Genomic DNA, 14,945 nt, shown 5'->3' with positions numbered 1-14,945 from the left:
CTGGCAACACTGGTAGAAACGGCGGCATCTGACTATAGTGAGCAGCCTCTCAAACGAACAGGTACCTGTCACTATGGTGCTGTTGCGTTATCTCTCGTATTTCTTCGGCATTGCGTTGTGCACCTGGCTGCTGACGCAACTTGAAATCATGGCGCCGGGCGGTCTTCGCCTGCAAACGTTTACGCACGTCGAAGACGTCATGGGTACCAGCGAGTATTCGCCCATTGAGATGCTCCAGCCAGGCATGCTGGTGATATGCGGTTTGCTGTATGCGTGGGTCGCACAATACTGTCCATCACTGCGGCCCGTTGCACTGACTTTCGGTGGTATGGCCGCCGTTTTCCTTGTTCGCGAACTGGACTTTTTTCTCGATCGCAACGTAGCGGACAACTTCTGGCAGGCGGTAGCCGCAGTGATATCGGCGCTGATCATCGTTTATGTGTGGCGGCACGCCCGGCGGTTTCGCGTTGCCTGGCTACGGATGTGGCCATCGCCGGGTTTGACGCTGCTGTTCGCCGGCGCGCTGGTGCATTTCGCGTTCGCGCCGTTCGTGGGGCATGAGCCGCTGTGGCAAGCGGTACTGGGCGACGAATATCAGCGCATAGTCAAACTGGCGGCCGAAGAATTTATCGAGCTGATGGGCTACTTTCTATGGCTGATTGGCACCGCGGAATTCTGGTTCCAGGCCCGGGCGATTGCTGTCCGCGAGCCGCAACCGGCCGCCGTGCGCCGCCGCGACGGCCGTCGCCACGATGGTGAAGGCCGCTACTGACGTTCTAGAGTATCGTGGGATTGGGTGCGTCGCCGTAGACTTCTTCCGGGTCAAACACTTTCTCTGTATCGGTAAATTGCAAAGCGACGTTCTCGTTGTCTGCCGCCACTTCTTCACCGACCGGCACGCGCCGGTAGAAGCACGAACGGTAGCCCACGTGACAGCTCGCGCCACCGGCTACGTTCACTCGTAACCAGATGCAGTCCTGGTCGTCGTCGATCAACAGTTCCTCTACCTTCTGAGTCAGGCCGCTGGTTGCGCCTTTGTGCCACAAGACCTGCCGGCTGCGGCTGTAGTAATGCGCCTCACCGGTACGGATGGTCAGCATCAGTGCTTCGGCATTCATGTAACCCTGCATGAGCAGTTCGCCGCTGTCGGCATCCGTGGTCACTGCCGTGATCAGGCCGCGATCATCGAATTTCGGTGCGAAGTCGGTACTTTCCTCGACTTGTTCGATACTGCTGCGTCCCGCGAAGGCGATGGGTCGATAAGACATTGTTACTCCTGAATTTCCGTCTGTCCGGGTGGCGCCGGGCGGGTGATTATACGGCATTCGCGCAAATCCGCGACCGCTAGCGCCGGGCTGGCGAACCCGGTGCAGCCCCGGGCAGTTGATGTTGTTATCATTGCCGTCCGCCAAAGGCGGCGCACAGCATTGATTACAAAGGACGACCGACCCGCATGACCCTTCATTTGCACGATACCCTGCAAGGAAAAAAGATTCCGTTCACGCCGCTCGTCCCGGGCAAGGTAACGATGTACCTGTGTGGCCCGACGGTCTACAACTACGCGCACATCGGTAACGCGCGGCCGGCCGTCGTGTTTGACCTGCTGGCGCGCCTGTTGCGGCGGAGTTATGCGCTGACCTTTGCCCGCAACATCACCGACGTTGACGACAAGATCAACGCGGCAGCGAGTGCTGCCGGCAAGCCGATCAATGAAATAACCGAGCGTTACATCAAGGCGTACAACGACGACATGGGCGCGCTCGGCGTGCAGGCGCCGGATATAGAGCCGCGGGCGACTGAGCATATCGGCGAGATGGTTGCCATGATCGAGGCACTTGTTGCGGCTGGCCATGCCTATGTCGCCGATGGTCATGTGCTGTTCGATGTGGGCACCTGTGAGAATTACGGGCAGCTGTCACGGCGGGATTTGCGTGAAATGATTGCCGGTGCGCGTGTCGAGGTGGCGCCCTACAAACGCGCCGCGCACGATTTTGTGTTGTGGAAGCCGTCGACGCCCGACTTGCCCGGCTGGGATTCTCCATGGGGCCGCGGGCGGCCGGGCTGGCACATCGAATGCTCGGCGATGTCGGAAAAGCACCTCGGGCGCACGATTGATATCCACGGTGGCGGGCAGGACCTCGTCTTCCCGCACCACGAGAACGAGCTGGCGCAAAGTACCTGTGCGCACCATGGCGAACCGTTTGCGCGTTATTGGTTGCACAACGGTTTTCTCAGCATCGACAGCACCAAGATGTCGAAATCGCTCGGCAACGTACTGCTTGTGCACGACATGATTGAGACGATTCCCGGTGAGGTGATTCGACTTGCATTGCTCAGTGCTCACTATCGGCAGCCGTTGGACTGGTCAGACGAAACCGTCGCCGGTGCACGGCGCATGCTGGACCGGTTGTACGGTGCATTGCGCGGTATCAAAGTGCCCGCAGAGCGGCGTGCGGCCGCCGAGCCTGCAGCCGAGGTTGTCGCGGCGCTGGAGGATGATCTCAATACGCCGAAAGCATTCGCCGAGATGTTCAACATCGCGCGCAGGTTGAACAAGACGACCGACAACGACGAGCGTGTCGCTCTGGCGGCGCAACTCTACGCATGTGGCGACCTGACCGGGTTAATCAATGTCGATCCGGAGGAGTGGTTCGCTGGTGGCGATGTCGGGGAGTTGTCGGCGGCAGATATAGAGGCTCTGCTGCAGCAGCGTGAAGAGGCTCGAGCGGCACGGGACTTTACGGCGGCCGATGGTATACGCGATCAACTAACTGCGGCTGGCATCAGTATTGAAGACGGAGCTGGCGGTACTCGCTGGCGTCGAAGTGAATGAACGGCAATGAATGAAGTTCAGGCAGCGCAGCAGGAAGTCATCGACGAGTTCGGTTTCTTTGACAACTGGATGGATCGGTACCAGTACCTCATTGATCTCGGCAAGCGTTTGCCGGATCTTGCCGATGACGAAAAAACGGACGCGAACAAAATTCGCGGCTGCCAGTCGCAGGTGTGGTTCGTTGCAGAAGAACATGCCGGACGTTTGCATTTTCGCGCGATCAGTGACGCGGCCATCGTTTCCGGCCTGATTGCCTTGTTGTTACGCATCTACAGTGACAAGCCGGCAACGGAAATACTGCAGTCGTCTGCCGACTTCGTGCGGTCACTGGGTCTTGAGCAGCACTTGAGTCCGACCCGCAGCAATGGATTGGCCGCGATGTTGGCTGCCATTCGGAATTATGCGCAGGACGCCGTAGCGGCTACATGAGCGCCGGCCGCGCCAGCCGACTGTTGAGTCGCCCGTTGCTCGGGCTGGTCTGGTTGTACCGTGTTGTCGTTTCACCGTTGTTGGGCGCCAATTGCCGCTATCAGCCTACTTGCTCAGAGTACGCGCGCCTGGCGCTGCAACGTTACGGTGCTTTTCGGGGGAGTGTGCTGATTGCGCGTCGTATCGGCCGCTGCCACCCGTGGGGAGGCTCGGGTTACGACCCGGTGCCCGTTGAGGATGACAGCGAACGGGAATCGTCGTGAGTCCGGACCGCTTGCTGCGAGCCGTGCTGGAGCCTGTCAGCGCCGCACCGTTGTTGCTGACCTTGTTGTTATTCTGGGTGTTGGGTTGTTTGGGCGTGGCGCTACTGCGGCTTTTTACCTCTGACGAGGCAAATACCTTTTTGCTCGGCTTGCTCGGGGCGTTGTTCATTGCCGGCGTACTGCTGCCAGCGGTTTTGCGGTATTTGCTGTCACTGATTGAGGAGCGCGCATTACGTCGGCCGTTACCGGTCGTTGGCACGGAACACTTCATGCTTTTCAGCCAACCGCGGCGCCTGTTTGCGGTGTTGCTGGTCATGGGCTGGTCGTACCTATTTTTCGCGGTCCATCGGGTTACACCGCCGGCTGCTGCATGGCTTGTGACTGGCGCAGCAGCGGTATTGCTGCCACTGCAGTTTTCCTTGCTGGCGCTCACAGATTCTCCCGTCCAAAGCGTGAACCCTGCGGCACTCGTCAGATTGTTGCGCCGTCTGTTGCCGGATTGGCTGTGGCTGGCAGCGTTGCTACTGGTTGCCATCGTCAGTCTGCGCTTGCTGGCGGCAGTGGATGAGGGCGGTTACTGGCGCTTGTTGCTGGCGCTGTACTGGCTGCTGGCAGTGGCGAACGTTTGCGGCTTGTTGTTGGCGCGGATCGACATCGCTGGCGAAACGGACATTGCGGTACCGCTACCCGTTGCCCCTGGTCGTCAGGCGGCGCTTGATCAGCGGCAGCAGCAAAAAGTGTTGAACCATGCGTACGCGTTGCTCAGTCGTGGCAACCTTGAGGGCGGCTTTGCGCACTTGCGCGAGTCTGCCGGCGCGGCTAACGAACCATTACTGGTCGAACTGGCTTTCTTTAATGCGATGCTCGGCTGGAGTCTGCCGGACGTGCCATTGCACTACGCCCGGGAGTTGTTGCCGAGATTGCTGGACGCCGGGCAACACGCTATCGCCTTGAAAGTAACGGTGCAGTGTCTGCATCGAAACAGCCGGTTTCGGCCGCGGCCGGAAGACTTGCCAAGATTGCTGGCCGTAGCGGCGCAGGCCGGGCACGAGGACGTGCAACGGGCATTAAAAAGCTGACGGGCTCAGTTTTTCGCCAGGGCAACGTCAACCCGGGCCGGCGTGCTGCGCAGCAGCCGACTGTTTTGCCAATGAACCGCCGCGAGCAGCAAGGAACCCACAACGGTGAATACGCGGTCGGCCATCGCGCCCAGCTGGTTGTGCGCAACTGTGGCGCCTGTCACCAGCAGAATCAGACCCATAACGCCCGCGGCAACCAATGCACGGTTGCCGTGCCGGCGGTATCCGATGACAATGGCCGTCGCGCTGACCGGTAATGCGATCGCGAGCATCGGTGTGTGCCAGTGGCTCTCGGCAAACTCGGCAACGACCGGCAGCAGCGCAATAAACAGCGGCAATGCCAGGCAGTGCAGCAGGCACAGGCCCGACAGGACCACCGCAATGCGGTCAAGGTCGGCGGGTCGGCTTTGTGGTTGGGCAGATTGCGGCATGGCTGCGGTGTCACGAGGCGCCGGCTAGTCGCCAGCTGGGCAAGTAAAATGGTATAACATAACAATATGGGCCGCAAGCGGCCAGAATGGACACTATGGACAAGAAACTGCTGTCAATACTCTGTTGCCCGGTGACGCACCGTGAGCTGGCGCTGGCCCGGGCGGACCTGCTGAAAGCGGTGAATGCCCGCATTCAGGACGGATCCCTCAAGAACCGCGACGGTGCGCTGGTTACAGGGCCGCTGAAGGAAGCTCTCGTGACTGATGACGGCAAGACCCTGTACCCGATTCAGGACGGCATTCCCGTGCTGCTGGAAAACGAAGCCGTGGCCCTGGAACAGTATGACCTTGCCTGAACCGCGTCGTGACTGGTTGGCGTGGCCATTGCCGGGTATCATCTGGCGTGAATCTTTCTTGCGCTGTCTTGTGTGAAAATACCGGCGAACCAGCTTAAGTCCCAGCTTCAAAAATCCCTGTTGCCCTGTTATCTGGTTACCGGTGACGAGCCTTTGCTCGTGCAGGAAGCATTGGACAACATACGCGCAAGCGCCCGTGCCGCAGGTTTTACGACCCGCGACCTGTACGTGGCGACGTCCGGCTTTGACTGGAAGGAACTCGGCGCGGCCGGCGGCAACCTGTCCCTGTTCTCTGAAAAGCGCATCGTCGAGCTGCGCCTGCCGACCGGCAAACCCGGTCGTGAAGGCTCGCAGGTCATTGCCACACTGACCGAACAACTGGCTGATGATTTGTTGCTGATCGTCAGCGGGCCGAAGCTTGATCGCAACGCGACTTCCGCGAAGTGGGTCAAAGCGCTGATGGGAGCCGGTGGCCACGTGGCTGTATGGCCGGTCGATCGGCGTGAGCTGCCAGCGTGGATCAATGCGCGAATGAAAGCGGTGGGCTTGCAGGCGGAACGCGATGCGGTACGCCTGATCGCAGACCGGGTGGAGGGCAATTTGCTCGCCGCGCAACAAGAGATTGAAAAACTTCGCCTGCTGCTCGGCGAAGGTGCGGTAACGGCAGAACAGGTGCAGCGCGCGGTCGCTGACAGTAGCCGATACGACGTGTACAAACTGGTCGATGCTGCGGTTTCCGGCGACGTGCAACGGGCGTTGCGCATCCTCGGTGGCGTTCGTGCGGAGGGTGTTGAAGCGGTCATTGTCATATGGGCATTGACCCGCGAAGTGCGCGCGCTGTCCCGCATCGCGGACAGCGTTGCTGGCGGCACTGAGCTGGGACAGGCCATGCAGAAAAACGGCGTATGGCAGAACCGACAGGGTCTCGTGCGTGCCTGCATCAGCCGGCACTCTCGATCGGTATTTTACCGCTTGATGCAAGCGCTGCGTAACGCAGATGCATCCGCCAAGGGTCAACGCTCAGGGGATCCCTGGCAACAGGCCACAGAAATTGTACTGGTACTCGCAGGCGATCGTGTGCGCGCCGCGTGAGCAGCAATAGAAACGACAGGCAGGGAGGGGCGCGTTGAGCCCGATGGGAGTATTTGGCGGGACTTTTGATCCGATACATTTCGGTCATTTGCGTACCGCGTTTGAGATGTTGCAGGCACTGCGTTTTGATGAGGTGCGTTTCATGCCTTGTGGCAATCCACCGCATCGCGGTGAGCCGTTCGCTGATGCCGAGCTGCGACTCGCGATGGTGCTGGCGGCGACCGAGGGCCAGGCCGGTTTCGTGGTCGACGACCGCGAATTGCTGCGTGACGGGCCGTCCTACTCGGTGGACACGCTGTCCGCCTTGCGGTCGGAGTTTCCGCTACGGCCGCTGGCATTGATTATTGGCATGGATGCGTTCCTGAACCTGACCAAATGGCACCAATGGCGGGAAATCCTGCAGTTGGCACATATCGTTGTTGCGCACCGGCCGGGCTGGCGGGCGCCGGACATGGGGCCTTTGGGCACGCTGCTGGCGGATCGCGGTACGCACAGAATTGGCGACCTGCACCAGGCACGTTCCGGTCACATTTATATACACGACGTCACGCAACTCGAAATATCCTCGACCGAAATTCGCGAGCTGATAGCCGCGGGGCGGGATCCGCGGTTTCTGATGCCGGATGCCGTGCGGGCAGTCATTGAAAAAAGCGGTTGCTACCGCAAACCAGATACAGCAGAAATTCAGTAATTGACGGGATGGAACACGATGTACTACGGCAAGTTAGATGAATAGCAAAGAACTGAGCAAACTCGTGATAGCGGCACTGGAAGAGGTCAAGGCGAAAGACATCGTCGAACTCGATGTACGCAAGATGACGTCAGTAACCGACTACATGATCGTTGCCAGCGGCACCTCCAACCGGCACATCAAAGCGCTGGCAGACAACGTGGCTGATCGAGCACGTGAAGCCGGGCACCGGCCGATGGGCGTCGAAGGCGAGGAAGGCAGCGAATGGGTATTGCTGGACCTGAATGACATCCTTGTGCATGTCATGCTGCCGCGCGTCCGCGAGTTCATCAACATCGAGAAACTCTGGTCGCTGAGTCCCAACTCGGATTCGGTGGCGAAAGACGCTTAAGTGTCGCAGTCACTGGCCGGCCGACACAACAAACAGTGCTGCCCACCGCGAGAACACTGTACAGCGGACTGCGGCACAATATCCGTTTGCCGCCGAGCTCCCGCCTGGCAGCAGGGCCGGCTCATGGATCCTGATTCATGCATATTCGACTGATCGCGGTAGGTGATCGGCAACCGGCATGGGTTGATACTGCGTTCAAAGACTACGCAGGCCGATTGCCGCGACCGTGGAAGTTCGCGCTGCAAACGATTGCAACCAGTCGGCGTCGCAGACACGGCGACAGCAGTGGTGCGCGTAGCGAAGAATGCGAAAAGATCCTCGGCAAACTGGCGAACGGCGAACGCGTTGTGATGCTTGATGAACGAGGCTCACAACTCGGCAGTACGGAACTGGCATCGTCCATCAACGACTGGCAGTCGGACGGCCGTGATGTCTGCTTCGTCATCGGCGGCCCTGATGGCCTTGACGAACATTGCATGGCACGGGCTGACTTCACCTGGTCACTGTCACGACTGACACTGCCGCACGGTCTTGCGAGGGTCGTGTGTGTCGAACAACTTTATCGGGCGTGCACTGTGTTGGAAGGCCACCCGTATCACCGCGCCTGAGTCGGGTACTCCTATGCCAATCTTGCCGCTGCATCTTGCGTCTGCATCGCCGCGCCGCCGTGAAATACTCACTTCGCTGGGGTTGCAGTTCACCTACTCCGGCGAAGACCTGGATGAACAGGCGCAGCCCGGCGAAACGGCGGCAGAACTGGTTGTTCGGCTGGCCAGTGACAAAGCGATGGCGGCGCTGCGATCACGACCGGAGTCACTTGTGCTGGGCGCGGATACTGTTGTTGTTCTGGGCGGCGAGGTGTTTGGCAAGCCAGCGGATCAAGACGAAGCGGTGGCAATGCTGGCTGCGTTGTCCGGCCGCACACACGAGGTCATGACCGGCGTCGTGCTGGTCTCTCGCGAGCACCGGCTAAGCGCGTTGAGTTGCAGCCAGGTTCGCTTTCGCGACATAAGTCAGGCGGAAGCTGAAGCCTACTGGCGAACGGGCGAACCGCAAGACAAGGCCGGCGGTTATGCCGTGCAGGGTCTGGCGGCGGTGTTTATTGCCGAACTCCGCGGCAGTTACAGCGGTGTGATGGGATTGCCGGTTTTCGAGACGGCTGCAATGTTACGCTCGGCCGGCGTGGAAGTACTTAATCAATAGACAGGGAGTTGGCGCTTTGACCGACGAGGCACCCAAAGAAGAAATTCTCATTAACGTGACGCCGCGCGAAGTGCGCGCCGCCTTGCTCGAGAACGGTATTCTGCAAGAGGTGTATATCGAGCGCGATACCCGGCGTGGCCTGATCAGCAATATCTACAAGGGTCGCGTGTCCCGAGTCTTGCCGGGCATGCAGGCCGCGTTTGTCGATATAGGCCTTGAGCGCACGGCGTTTCTGCACGCGTCCGATATCGCCAAGAAAGCATTGCCGGATGGCGAGCAGGCGGAACAGTCCGCCCAGGATATACGTGAGCTGGTTCGGGAAGGTGCCGAAGTCCTGGTGCAGGTCGTCAAAGACCCACTCGGCAACAAGGGAGCGCGGTTATCGACGTTCATCACCTTGCCGTCGCGCTTTCTGGTACTGCTGCCCGGTGGCAGTGGCGTCGGCATTTCGACGCGCATTGAAGATGACAACGAGCGGCTGCGGCTACGCAGCCTGATCGAGTCACTGCAGGGTGACAATCCCCAGGGCGGCATAATTGCGCGCACGGCGGCTGAAGGCGCGAGCGAGGAATCGCTGAGCGCCGACCTCGATTTTCTGCAAAAACTCTGGACCAGCGTTCAACAAAAGGGCCGCGAAAGCAAAGTGCGCAGTCTCGTGCATGAAGACCTGCAATTGCCGATGCGCGTTCTGCGCGATCTGGTCAGTACCGATGTTGAGAGAATCCTGATTGATTCCGAGGCCGACTTTCACAAGCTCCAGGAATTCACCCGCAGTTTTCTGCCGGAGGTTGAACCCCGACTCGAGTTGTACAAGCGGCGCCGGCCGATATTTGATCTGCACGGTACGGAGGACGAGATTCGCAAAGCACTGGATCGCAGCATTCCATTGAAATCCGGCGGCTACGTGATCTTCGATCAGACGGAAGCGATGACCACTGTGGACGTCAATACAGGCGGCTACGTCGGTCATCGCAACCTGGAGGAAACGATTTTCCGCACCAACCTGGAAGCGGCCGTGGCGATAGCCCGACAACTGAGATTGCGTAACCTGGGCGGTATAATCATTATAGATTTCATTGACATGGAGGTGGCTGATCACCGCAACCGGGTGCTGGAAGCGCTGGAAGAGGCGATGGCCAACGATCATGCGCGGCACCAGATGACACCGGTCTCGCCGCTCGGGCTGGTGGAAATGACGCGCAAACGAACGCGCGAAAGTTTGCAGCATATACTGTGCGAGGAATGTCCAAGCTGCAGCGGTCGGGGATTCGTCAAGACAGCTGATTCGGTGTGTTTCGATATTTTCCGCGAAATCATCCGCCAGCATCGGCAATTCACGTTCGACGAAATTCTCGTACTGGCACACCAGGACGTGATCGAGCTGTTGCTGGATGAAGAGGCGGGTGGCCTCGCAGAGATTGAACGTCAGACGGGCAAGTCGGTCCGACTGCAACCCGAATCGCTGTACCTGCAGGATCAGTTTGATGTTGTGCTTATTTAGGCGGATGCCAATCGTTCCATGAAGCAATTATTTACCCGACTGCTGAAACTCCTGGCGTACCTCGCCGCGGCGGTCGTGATTCTGCTGGCGGTGGCAGTCGGCCTGTTCCGGCTGTTTTTGCCGCGGCTGCCCGAATACCAGGATGAAATAAAAAGCTGGGCGAATGCGGCGATTGGCATGCAGGTCGAATTCAGTGGCATGAATGCGCGTTGGCGATTCAGCGGGCCGGAACTGAACTTCTACAATGCGGAGTTGCTGTTGCCGGGAGAGGATGGCGGCAGGTTCGCGGCCGACGAAGTCAGCATTGGCGTTGAGCTGATGCGGCTGCTGCGCGATCGGCGTCTGGTGGTTGATCGCGTGTTGGTACGCGATTCGGCCGTGGACGTGCACAAAGGCGAGGACGGCAAATGGCGGGTGCAGAACATCGCGCTGGATACTTTGGCGTCACGCTTCGCTCGCGAACGCAGCGACGGCTCCGTTACCGTTATCGCTGAAGACTTCGATGTCAGCTACACACATCCGCTCAATGGACAGACGGTCAATTTCATCGTGGGCAGTCTGCGCATGACAAGAATGCCGGAGCGAATTGATATCGATACGGTGCTGGAACTGCCAGCCAACCTGGGGGATCGTCTGAGTGCCCGTATCAGTGGCTATACCAGCGTTGCTGATGCGCCGATGATCTGGAATTACAGCGTTGATACGCGCGGGCTTAATCTGGCCGGGTGGTCGCCATTCCTGCCGATCACGGCACCAACGGTGAGCAGTGGCACTGCCGACATCAGTTTTTCTGTTGAGCAAGTTGCCAGTGCACCGCGCAATGCCGTTGTGGAATTCGATATCCGGGACATGCAATCGGCCGGTACCGTCGTGCCGTTGGGTGGGGCGGGCCGGCTCGAATACCAACGAGATGACGCCGGCTGGATGCTGGTTGCCAATGATTTTCAATTGCGCAGTGAACGCGGCAGCTGGCCTGCTACCTCGTTCAACATGCAGGGCGGGCAAGACAATGACGGCACTTTGACGTCGTTTTCGGCCGGTGCGAGTTATCTCAATCTCGACGACCTGGCTGAATTGCTGCCCTGGATTCCTGAGACGTATGCAACACAGTTTCGGCAATACAATCCCAGTGGCGAGATCGCCAATCTGACTTTGAGTCTTGCGGATTTACACAGCCAGTCACTGCGCTATGACGTGGCCATGGAGCTGACCAATGCCAGCTTTCTGGCCACCGAGCGTTGGCCGGGCATGAGTGGCTTCAGCGGTAGCTTGCGGGCCAATCGCTCCGGCGGACGGTTGGAAATCAACTCCACGGACATGCAGCTTGATCTCGCACGTTGGTTGCAGAACAAGGTTGCGCTCGACAGCGCGCAGGGCACGGTAATCTGGCGCCGCAACAGCCGTGGGATCATGGTGTTGTCGGACAGTATTCAATTGCGCAACCAAGACCTGTCCAGCCGCAGCAGCGTGCAGCTGAGCTTACCGGCGGATGGCAGTTCGCCGGTGCTGGATCTTGAAAGTCGCTGGAGCATCTCGGACCTGGGAGCGGCACGCCGCTACCTTCCTGCCAGCCTGATTGAGCCCGGTTTGTATCGCTGGCTGCGCAGTGCGTTGGTTGCGGGCAATGTGCCGATAGGTACAACCCGATTCAGCGGCGCACTCGACAAGTTTCCGTTCGACAATGGCGAAGGCGTGTTTCGGATTGACGCGGAGCTCAAGGATGCCACGCTGCGTTATTCCGACTTATGGCCTGATGCCGAGATTGAAAGTCTCGATCTGGTGGTCGACCGGACACGACTGTTTTCAGAAAATAATACTGCGGTGAACGCCGGAAACTCTGTTGTGGATGCCCGCATTGAGATCGCGGATCTGCGTGATCCGGTCCTGACTATCGATGCATTCTCTACCGGCACTTTGGGTTCCATACGGCAATTCGCACAGCGCAGTCCGATCTCGAAAATCTTTGGTGGTCACCTGCAACGCGTGAATGTTTCCGGTGACGCATCGTTTACGCTCAAATTGAACTACCCAATACTCCGTCGCGATGAGTACACGTTTACAACGCGAGTGCGCAGCAGCGATGGGACATTGCGGATTGACGGCTTTGATCCGCCGATAACCGGGCTTAACGGTGCGGTCAGCATTTCGCGGGACGACATTTCGGCTGAGTCGTTGTTTGGCAATTTTCTCGGTGAACCGATCACGATCGATTTGCAGCGGGCGGGTGACGAATTGCCGGGCTATAGCGTCGTGGCAGAAATCGACGGCCGGGCAACCAGCAGCGGAATCAGTGCCGCATTCGGCGATGCGCTGGCCCGAGTGATCGACGGCACGACCAATTATCACGGCAGTATTCGCTTTCCACGATCCGACAGCGACGCTCCTGGGCCTCTGCAAATAAGTGTGCGCTCGGAACTCGATGGCATGTCCGTAGAATTGCCGGCGCCACTGACGAAAGTACGCAATGCGACCCGCGCACTGTCATTCACAATCGATTTCCTGACGGCCAGCCGTATTGAATCAGCGGGCCGTCTTGGCAGCGATCTGCAATGGTCGCTCGCCTTTATCAAGAACGAGATGGGTTGGGATTTCAACCGCGGCGTTCTCGCGGCCGGCGGTATCGAAGCAGGTACGGCGGAGACGCGCGGTTTGCACATTGTTGGTTCCATACCGGAATTTCGCTTGCACGACTGGCTGGCGATCGGCCGGGACGCCGCCGGTGGTACGGGCATTGCAGACCGGATCCGGGCGGCCAATGTGGAAGTGGAGGCATTGCATGTTCTGGGGCAGCAGTTTGCCAGCCACCGGATTGAACTGGACCGCAGCGGAACTGACTGGATCGTGAAAATCGACGGTCCGCAAGCGATCGGTACGGTCAATATTCCGTACAGTTTTTCGTCGGACAGAATACTGACGCTGGAAATGCAACGGTTGGTACTGCCAGGCAGTGAAGGTGACGATGCGGAGGCCGGTATTGCGACTGACCCGCGGACCGTGCCGGCATTGTCGATACGTGCTGAGGAGTTTGCCTTCGGCGACCGCCACCTCGGCAAGATTGATGCTGAGTTTGTGCGCACCCCGGATGGTTTGCGCGCTGAACGAATACACACTGAAGATCCGAGTTTCCGGATTGACGGTGCAGCAGGCTGGGTGGTCGATACCAGCGAACCCAGCGGGCAGCGCACCTGGGTTCGCGCGACACTAAAAAGCACGGACATTGCGGCGACCATGCAACGGCTGAGTTCACAGCCAGGAATCGACGGTGATGACATGGAGATAGCCTTCGATGTCAGCTGGAGCGGCGGACCGCGTCAGGACTTCGTCAGCGCCCTCGACGGCGCGGTAACGGTGCGCTTTGGTACGGGGCGCCTGGATGAAGTTGAGCCCGGTGCGGGCCGCATGTTCGGCCTGATGAGTGTCGTTGCCTTGCCGCGCCGTCTGGCACTGGATTTTCGTGATGTGCTGGACAAGGGTTTTCTGTTTGATGAGATCACCGGTACGTTCAATCTGGTTGACGGCGATGCCTTCACCTGTGATCTGTCATTGAAAGGCCCCGCCGCCGATATCGGCATCGTCGGTCGTGCGGGTCTCTTTGAACAGGACTACACGCAGGCCGCGATCGTCAGCGCCAACGTCGGCAATACGTTGCCGGTGGTCGGTGCCGTGGTCGCGGGACCGCAGGTTGCCGCCGCGTTACTGATCTTCTCGCAGATTTTCAAGAAACCCTTGCAGGAGATGGGCCAGGTCTACTACGCGATAGACGGCAGTTGGGACGAGCCGGAAGTGGACTCCACCAACGCCGCGCGCTTCGCAGAAGCGAGCAAACTGGCTGCTTGCCTGCCAAATGGCCGCTAATCTCAATCCCGCGATGCACCGGGTTGCCGCATTGCAACTGTGCAGCGGTGACAACGTAGCGCTGAACCTTGAAACTTGTGATCGGCTGCTGGCCGAAGCGGCGCAGGCTGGCTGCACCATGGCGTTTCTGCCGGAAAATTTTGCGTTCTTCGGGCGTCACGATCAGGACAAGCTGGCGATCGCCGAGGTCGAAGGGAGCGGGCCTGTTCAGGACTTCCTGAGCAGCGCTGCCAGGCGCCATCGCATGGCGCTGGTCGCGGGCAGCTTGCCGCTGGTCGGTGACGAAGGGCGCTGTTACGGCGCCAGTATGCTGTTCGATGCCAGTGGCAGCTCGCGTGCGGTCTATCGGAAGATGCACCTGTTCGATGTCGATATTGCGGCGGGCGGCGAACGCTACCGCGAATCCGCCTACTGTACGCCGGGCGACGACGTTGTTACGGTGCCACACGCAGTGGGCGTTGTCGGCCTGAGTATTTGCTACGATCTGCGGTTTCCCGAGCTTTACCGGCAAATGGCGGTGGCGGGCGCCAGTCTGTTCAGCATCCCGGCGGCGTTCACCGAGACGACCGGGCAGGCACACTGGGAAATATTGCTGCGGGCCAGGGCGGTCGAGAATCTCGCCTGGGTTGTCGCGGCGGCGCAGTATGGGCAGCACCCGAACGGTCGCCGCACCTGGGGGCATTCAATGATCATTGACCCATGGGGGCGTATCGTCGCCATGCAGGAAAGTGGCGATGGCGTCATCGTTGCTGATCTGGATACTGAATTAACGGCAAGGCTGCGCCGGGATTTCCCGGTGCTTAACCATCGCCGCCTGTAAG

General features: G+C 59.3%; 16 protein-coding genes. 14 read left to right on the top strand and 2 right to left on the bottom strand.

The window, feature by feature from the left end; all coding sequences use genetic code 11:
* Nucleotides 1–37: 37 nt before the first annotated feature.
* Nucleotides 38–772: a hypothetical protein gene (locus BA177_RS13015; RefSeq protein ID WP_156762822.1), complete on the top strand. Its 735-nt coding sequence runs from the start codon at nt 38–40 to the stop codon at nt 770–772.
* Nucleotides 773–776: 4 nt separating this feature from the next.
* Here BA177_RS13015 and hisI read toward each other — a convergent pair whose 3' ends face one another.
* A complete protein-coding gene (hisI, locus tag BA177_RS13010) occupies nt 777–1,268 on the bottom strand; it encodes a phosphoribosyl-AMP cyclohydrolase (RefSeq protein WP_068616873.1) in 492 nt (163 codons plus the stop codon).
* Nucleotides 1,269–1,453: 185 nt separating this feature from the next.
* Between hisI and cysS the strand changes: the two genes are divergently transcribed.
* The 4 genes from cysS to BA177_RS12990 are packed head-to-tail and all read left to right on the top strand — an operon-like array spanning nt 1,454 to nt 4,604.
* Nucleotides 1,454–2,833: a cysteine--tRNA ligase gene (gene cysS, locus BA177_RS13005; protein ID WP_068616871.1), complete on the top strand. Its 1,380-nt coding sequence runs from the start codon at nt 1,454–1,456 to the stop codon at nt 2,831–2,833.
* A 6-nt stretch (nt 2,834–2,839) separates the two neighbouring features.
* Nucleotides 2,840–3,262, top strand: coding sequence for a SufE family protein (locus BA177_RS13000; protein WP_068616868.1), 423 nt, complete (start codon nt 2,840–2,842; stop codon nt 3,260–3,262).
* Nucleotides 3,259–3,525, top strand: coding sequence for a membrane protein insertion efficiency factor YidD (yidD, locus tag BA177_RS12995; RefSeq protein ID WP_068616866.1), 267 nt, complete (start codon nt 3,259–3,261; stop codon nt 3,523–3,525). Before BA177_RS13000 ends, yidD begins: the two co-directional genes overlap by 4 nt.
* The gene (locus tag BA177_RS12990; protein ID WP_068616864.1) at nt 3,522–4,604 is read left to right on the top strand and encodes a hypothetical protein; all 1,083 of its coding nucleotides are present in this window, start codon (nt 3,522–3,524) and stop codon (nt 4,602–4,604) included. Before yidD ends, BA177_RS12990 begins: the two co-directional genes overlap by 4 nt.
* A gap of 5 nt (nt 4,605–4,609) precedes the next feature.
* Here the strand turns inward: BA177_RS12990 and BA177_RS12985 are convergent, their stop codons facing one another.
* Nucleotides 4,610–5,035: a MerC domain-containing protein gene (locus BA177_RS12985; protein ID WP_068616862.1), complete on the bottom strand. Its 426-nt coding sequence runs from the start codon at nt 5,033–5,035 to the stop codon at nt 4,610–4,612.
* A 95-nt stretch (nt 5,036–5,130) separates the two neighbouring features.
* Between BA177_RS12985 and BA177_RS12980 the strand changes: the two genes are divergently transcribed.
* The 9 genes from BA177_RS12980 (at nt 5,131) to BA177_RS12940 (ending at nt 14,944) form a co-directional block, all read left to right on the top strand.
* On the top strand, nt 5,131–5,391 hold the full coding sequence (locus BA177_RS12980) for a Trm112 family protein (RefSeq protein WP_068619341.1): 261 nt from the start codon (nt 5,131–5,133) through the stop codon (nt 5,389–5,391).
* 72 nt (nt 5,392–5,463) lie between these two features.
* Complete coding sequence (gene holA / locus BA177_RS12975) at nt 5,464–6,483, top strand: DNA polymerase III subunit delta (RefSeq protein ID WP_068616859.1); 1,020 nt, start codon at nt 5,464–5,466, stop codon at nt 6,481–6,483.
* Between the two features lie 43 nt (nt 6,484–6,526).
* A complete protein-coding gene (gene nadD, locus BA177_RS12970) occupies nt 6,527–7,174 on the top strand; it encodes a nicotinate-nucleotide adenylyltransferase (RefSeq protein WP_068616856.1) in 648 nt (215 codons plus the stop codon).
* A gap of 37 nt (nt 7,175–7,211) precedes the next feature.
* A complete protein-coding gene (gene rsfS, locus BA177_RS12965) occupies nt 7,212–7,565 on the top strand; it encodes a ribosome silencing factor (RefSeq protein WP_068616854.1) in 354 nt (117 codons plus the stop codon).
* Between the two features lie 137 nt (nt 7,566–7,702).
* Nucleotides 7,703–8,173: a 23S rRNA (pseudouridine(1915)-N(3))-methyltransferase RlmH gene (gene rlmH / locus BA177_RS12960; protein ID WP_068616852.1), complete on the top strand. Its 471-nt coding sequence runs from the start codon at nt 7,703–7,705 to the stop codon at nt 8,171–8,173.
* Nucleotides 8,174–8,186: 13 nt separating this feature from the next.
* Nucleotides 8,187–8,768 carry a Maf family protein gene (locus BA177_RS12955; RefSeq protein WP_068616849.1) on the top strand — a complete coding sequence of 194 codons (582 nt, stop codon included), beginning with the start codon at nt 8,187–8,189 and terminating at the stop codon, nt 8,766–8,768.
* Between the two features lie 16 nt (nt 8,769–8,784).
* Nucleotides 8,785–10,269 (top strand): ribonuclease G, encoded by a 1,485-nt coding sequence (gene rng / locus BA177_RS12950; RefSeq protein WP_068616846.1) that lies wholly within the window; start codon nt 8,785–8,787, stop codon nt 10,267–10,269.
* A gap of 18 nt (nt 10,270–10,287) precedes the next feature.
* Complete coding sequence (locus BA177_RS12945; RefSeq protein WP_068616845.1) at nt 10,288–14,124, top strand: YhdP family protein; 3,837 nt, start codon at nt 10,288–10,290, stop codon at nt 14,122–14,124.
* Complete coding sequence (locus tag BA177_RS12940) at nt 14,114–14,944, top strand: carbon-nitrogen hydrolase family protein (protein WP_231892444.1); 831 nt, start codon at nt 14,114–14,116, stop codon at nt 14,942–14,944. The genes BA177_RS12945 and BA177_RS12940 overlap by 11 nt, the downstream gene beginning before the upstream one ends.
* The last annotated feature ends 1 nt before the right edge of the window (nt 14,945 follow it).

Origin of the sequence: Woeseia oceani (assembly GCF_001677435.1) — a bacterium.
In the GTDB taxonomy this organism is placed as follows: Bacteria; Pseudomonadota; Gammaproteobacteria; order Steroidobacterales; family Woeseiaceae; genus Woeseia; species Woeseia oceani.
Note: the sequence above shows the minus strand (reverse complement) of the source record. Positions and strands in the feature narration are given on the sequence as shown.

Coding starts and splice junctions, on each gene's coding strand:
- hisI (WP_068616873.1), bottom strand. CDS start 1,268: ATGTCTTATCGACCCATCGCCTTCGCGGGACGCAGCAGTATCGAACAA.
- cysS (WP_068616871.1), top strand. CDS start 1,454: ATGACCCTTCATTTGCACGATACCCTGCAAGGAAAAAAGATTCCGTTC.
- BA177_RS13000 (WP_068616868.1), top strand. CDS start 2,840: ATGAATGAAGTTCAGGCAGCGCAGCAGGAAGTCATCGACGAGTTCGGT.
- yidD (WP_068616866.1), top strand. CDS start 3,259: ATGAGCGCCGGCCGCGCCAGCCGACTGTTGAGTCGCCCGTTGCTCGGG.
- BA177_RS12985 (WP_068616862.1), bottom strand. CDS start 5,035: ATGCCGCAATCTGCCCAACCACAAAGCCGACCCGCCGACCTTGACCGC.
- BA177_RS12980 (WP_068619341.1), top strand. CDS start 5,131: ATGGACAAGAAACTGCTGTCAATACTCTGTTGCCCGGTGACGCACCGT.
- nadD (WP_068616856.1), top strand. CDS start 6,527: ATGGGAGTATTTGGCGGGACTTTTGATCCGATACATTTCGGTCATTTG.
- rsfS (WP_068616854.1), top strand. CDS start 7,212: ATGAATAGCAAAGAACTGAGCAAACTCGTGATAGCGGCACTGGAAGAG.
- rlmH (WP_068616852.1), top strand. CDS start 7,703: ATGCATATTCGACTGATCGCGGTAGGTGATCGGCAACCGGCATGGGTT.
- BA177_RS12955 (WP_068616849.1), top strand. CDS start 8,187: ATGCCAATCTTGCCGCTGCATCTTGCGTCTGCATCGCCGCGCCGCCGT.
- BA177_RS12945 (WP_068616845.1), top strand. CDS start 10,288: ATGAAGCAATTATTTACCCGACTGCTGAAACTCCTGGCGTACCTCGCC.
- BA177_RS12940 (WP_231892444.1), top strand. CDS start 14,114: ATGGCCGCTAATCTCAATCCCGCGATGCACCGGGTTGCCGCATTGCAA.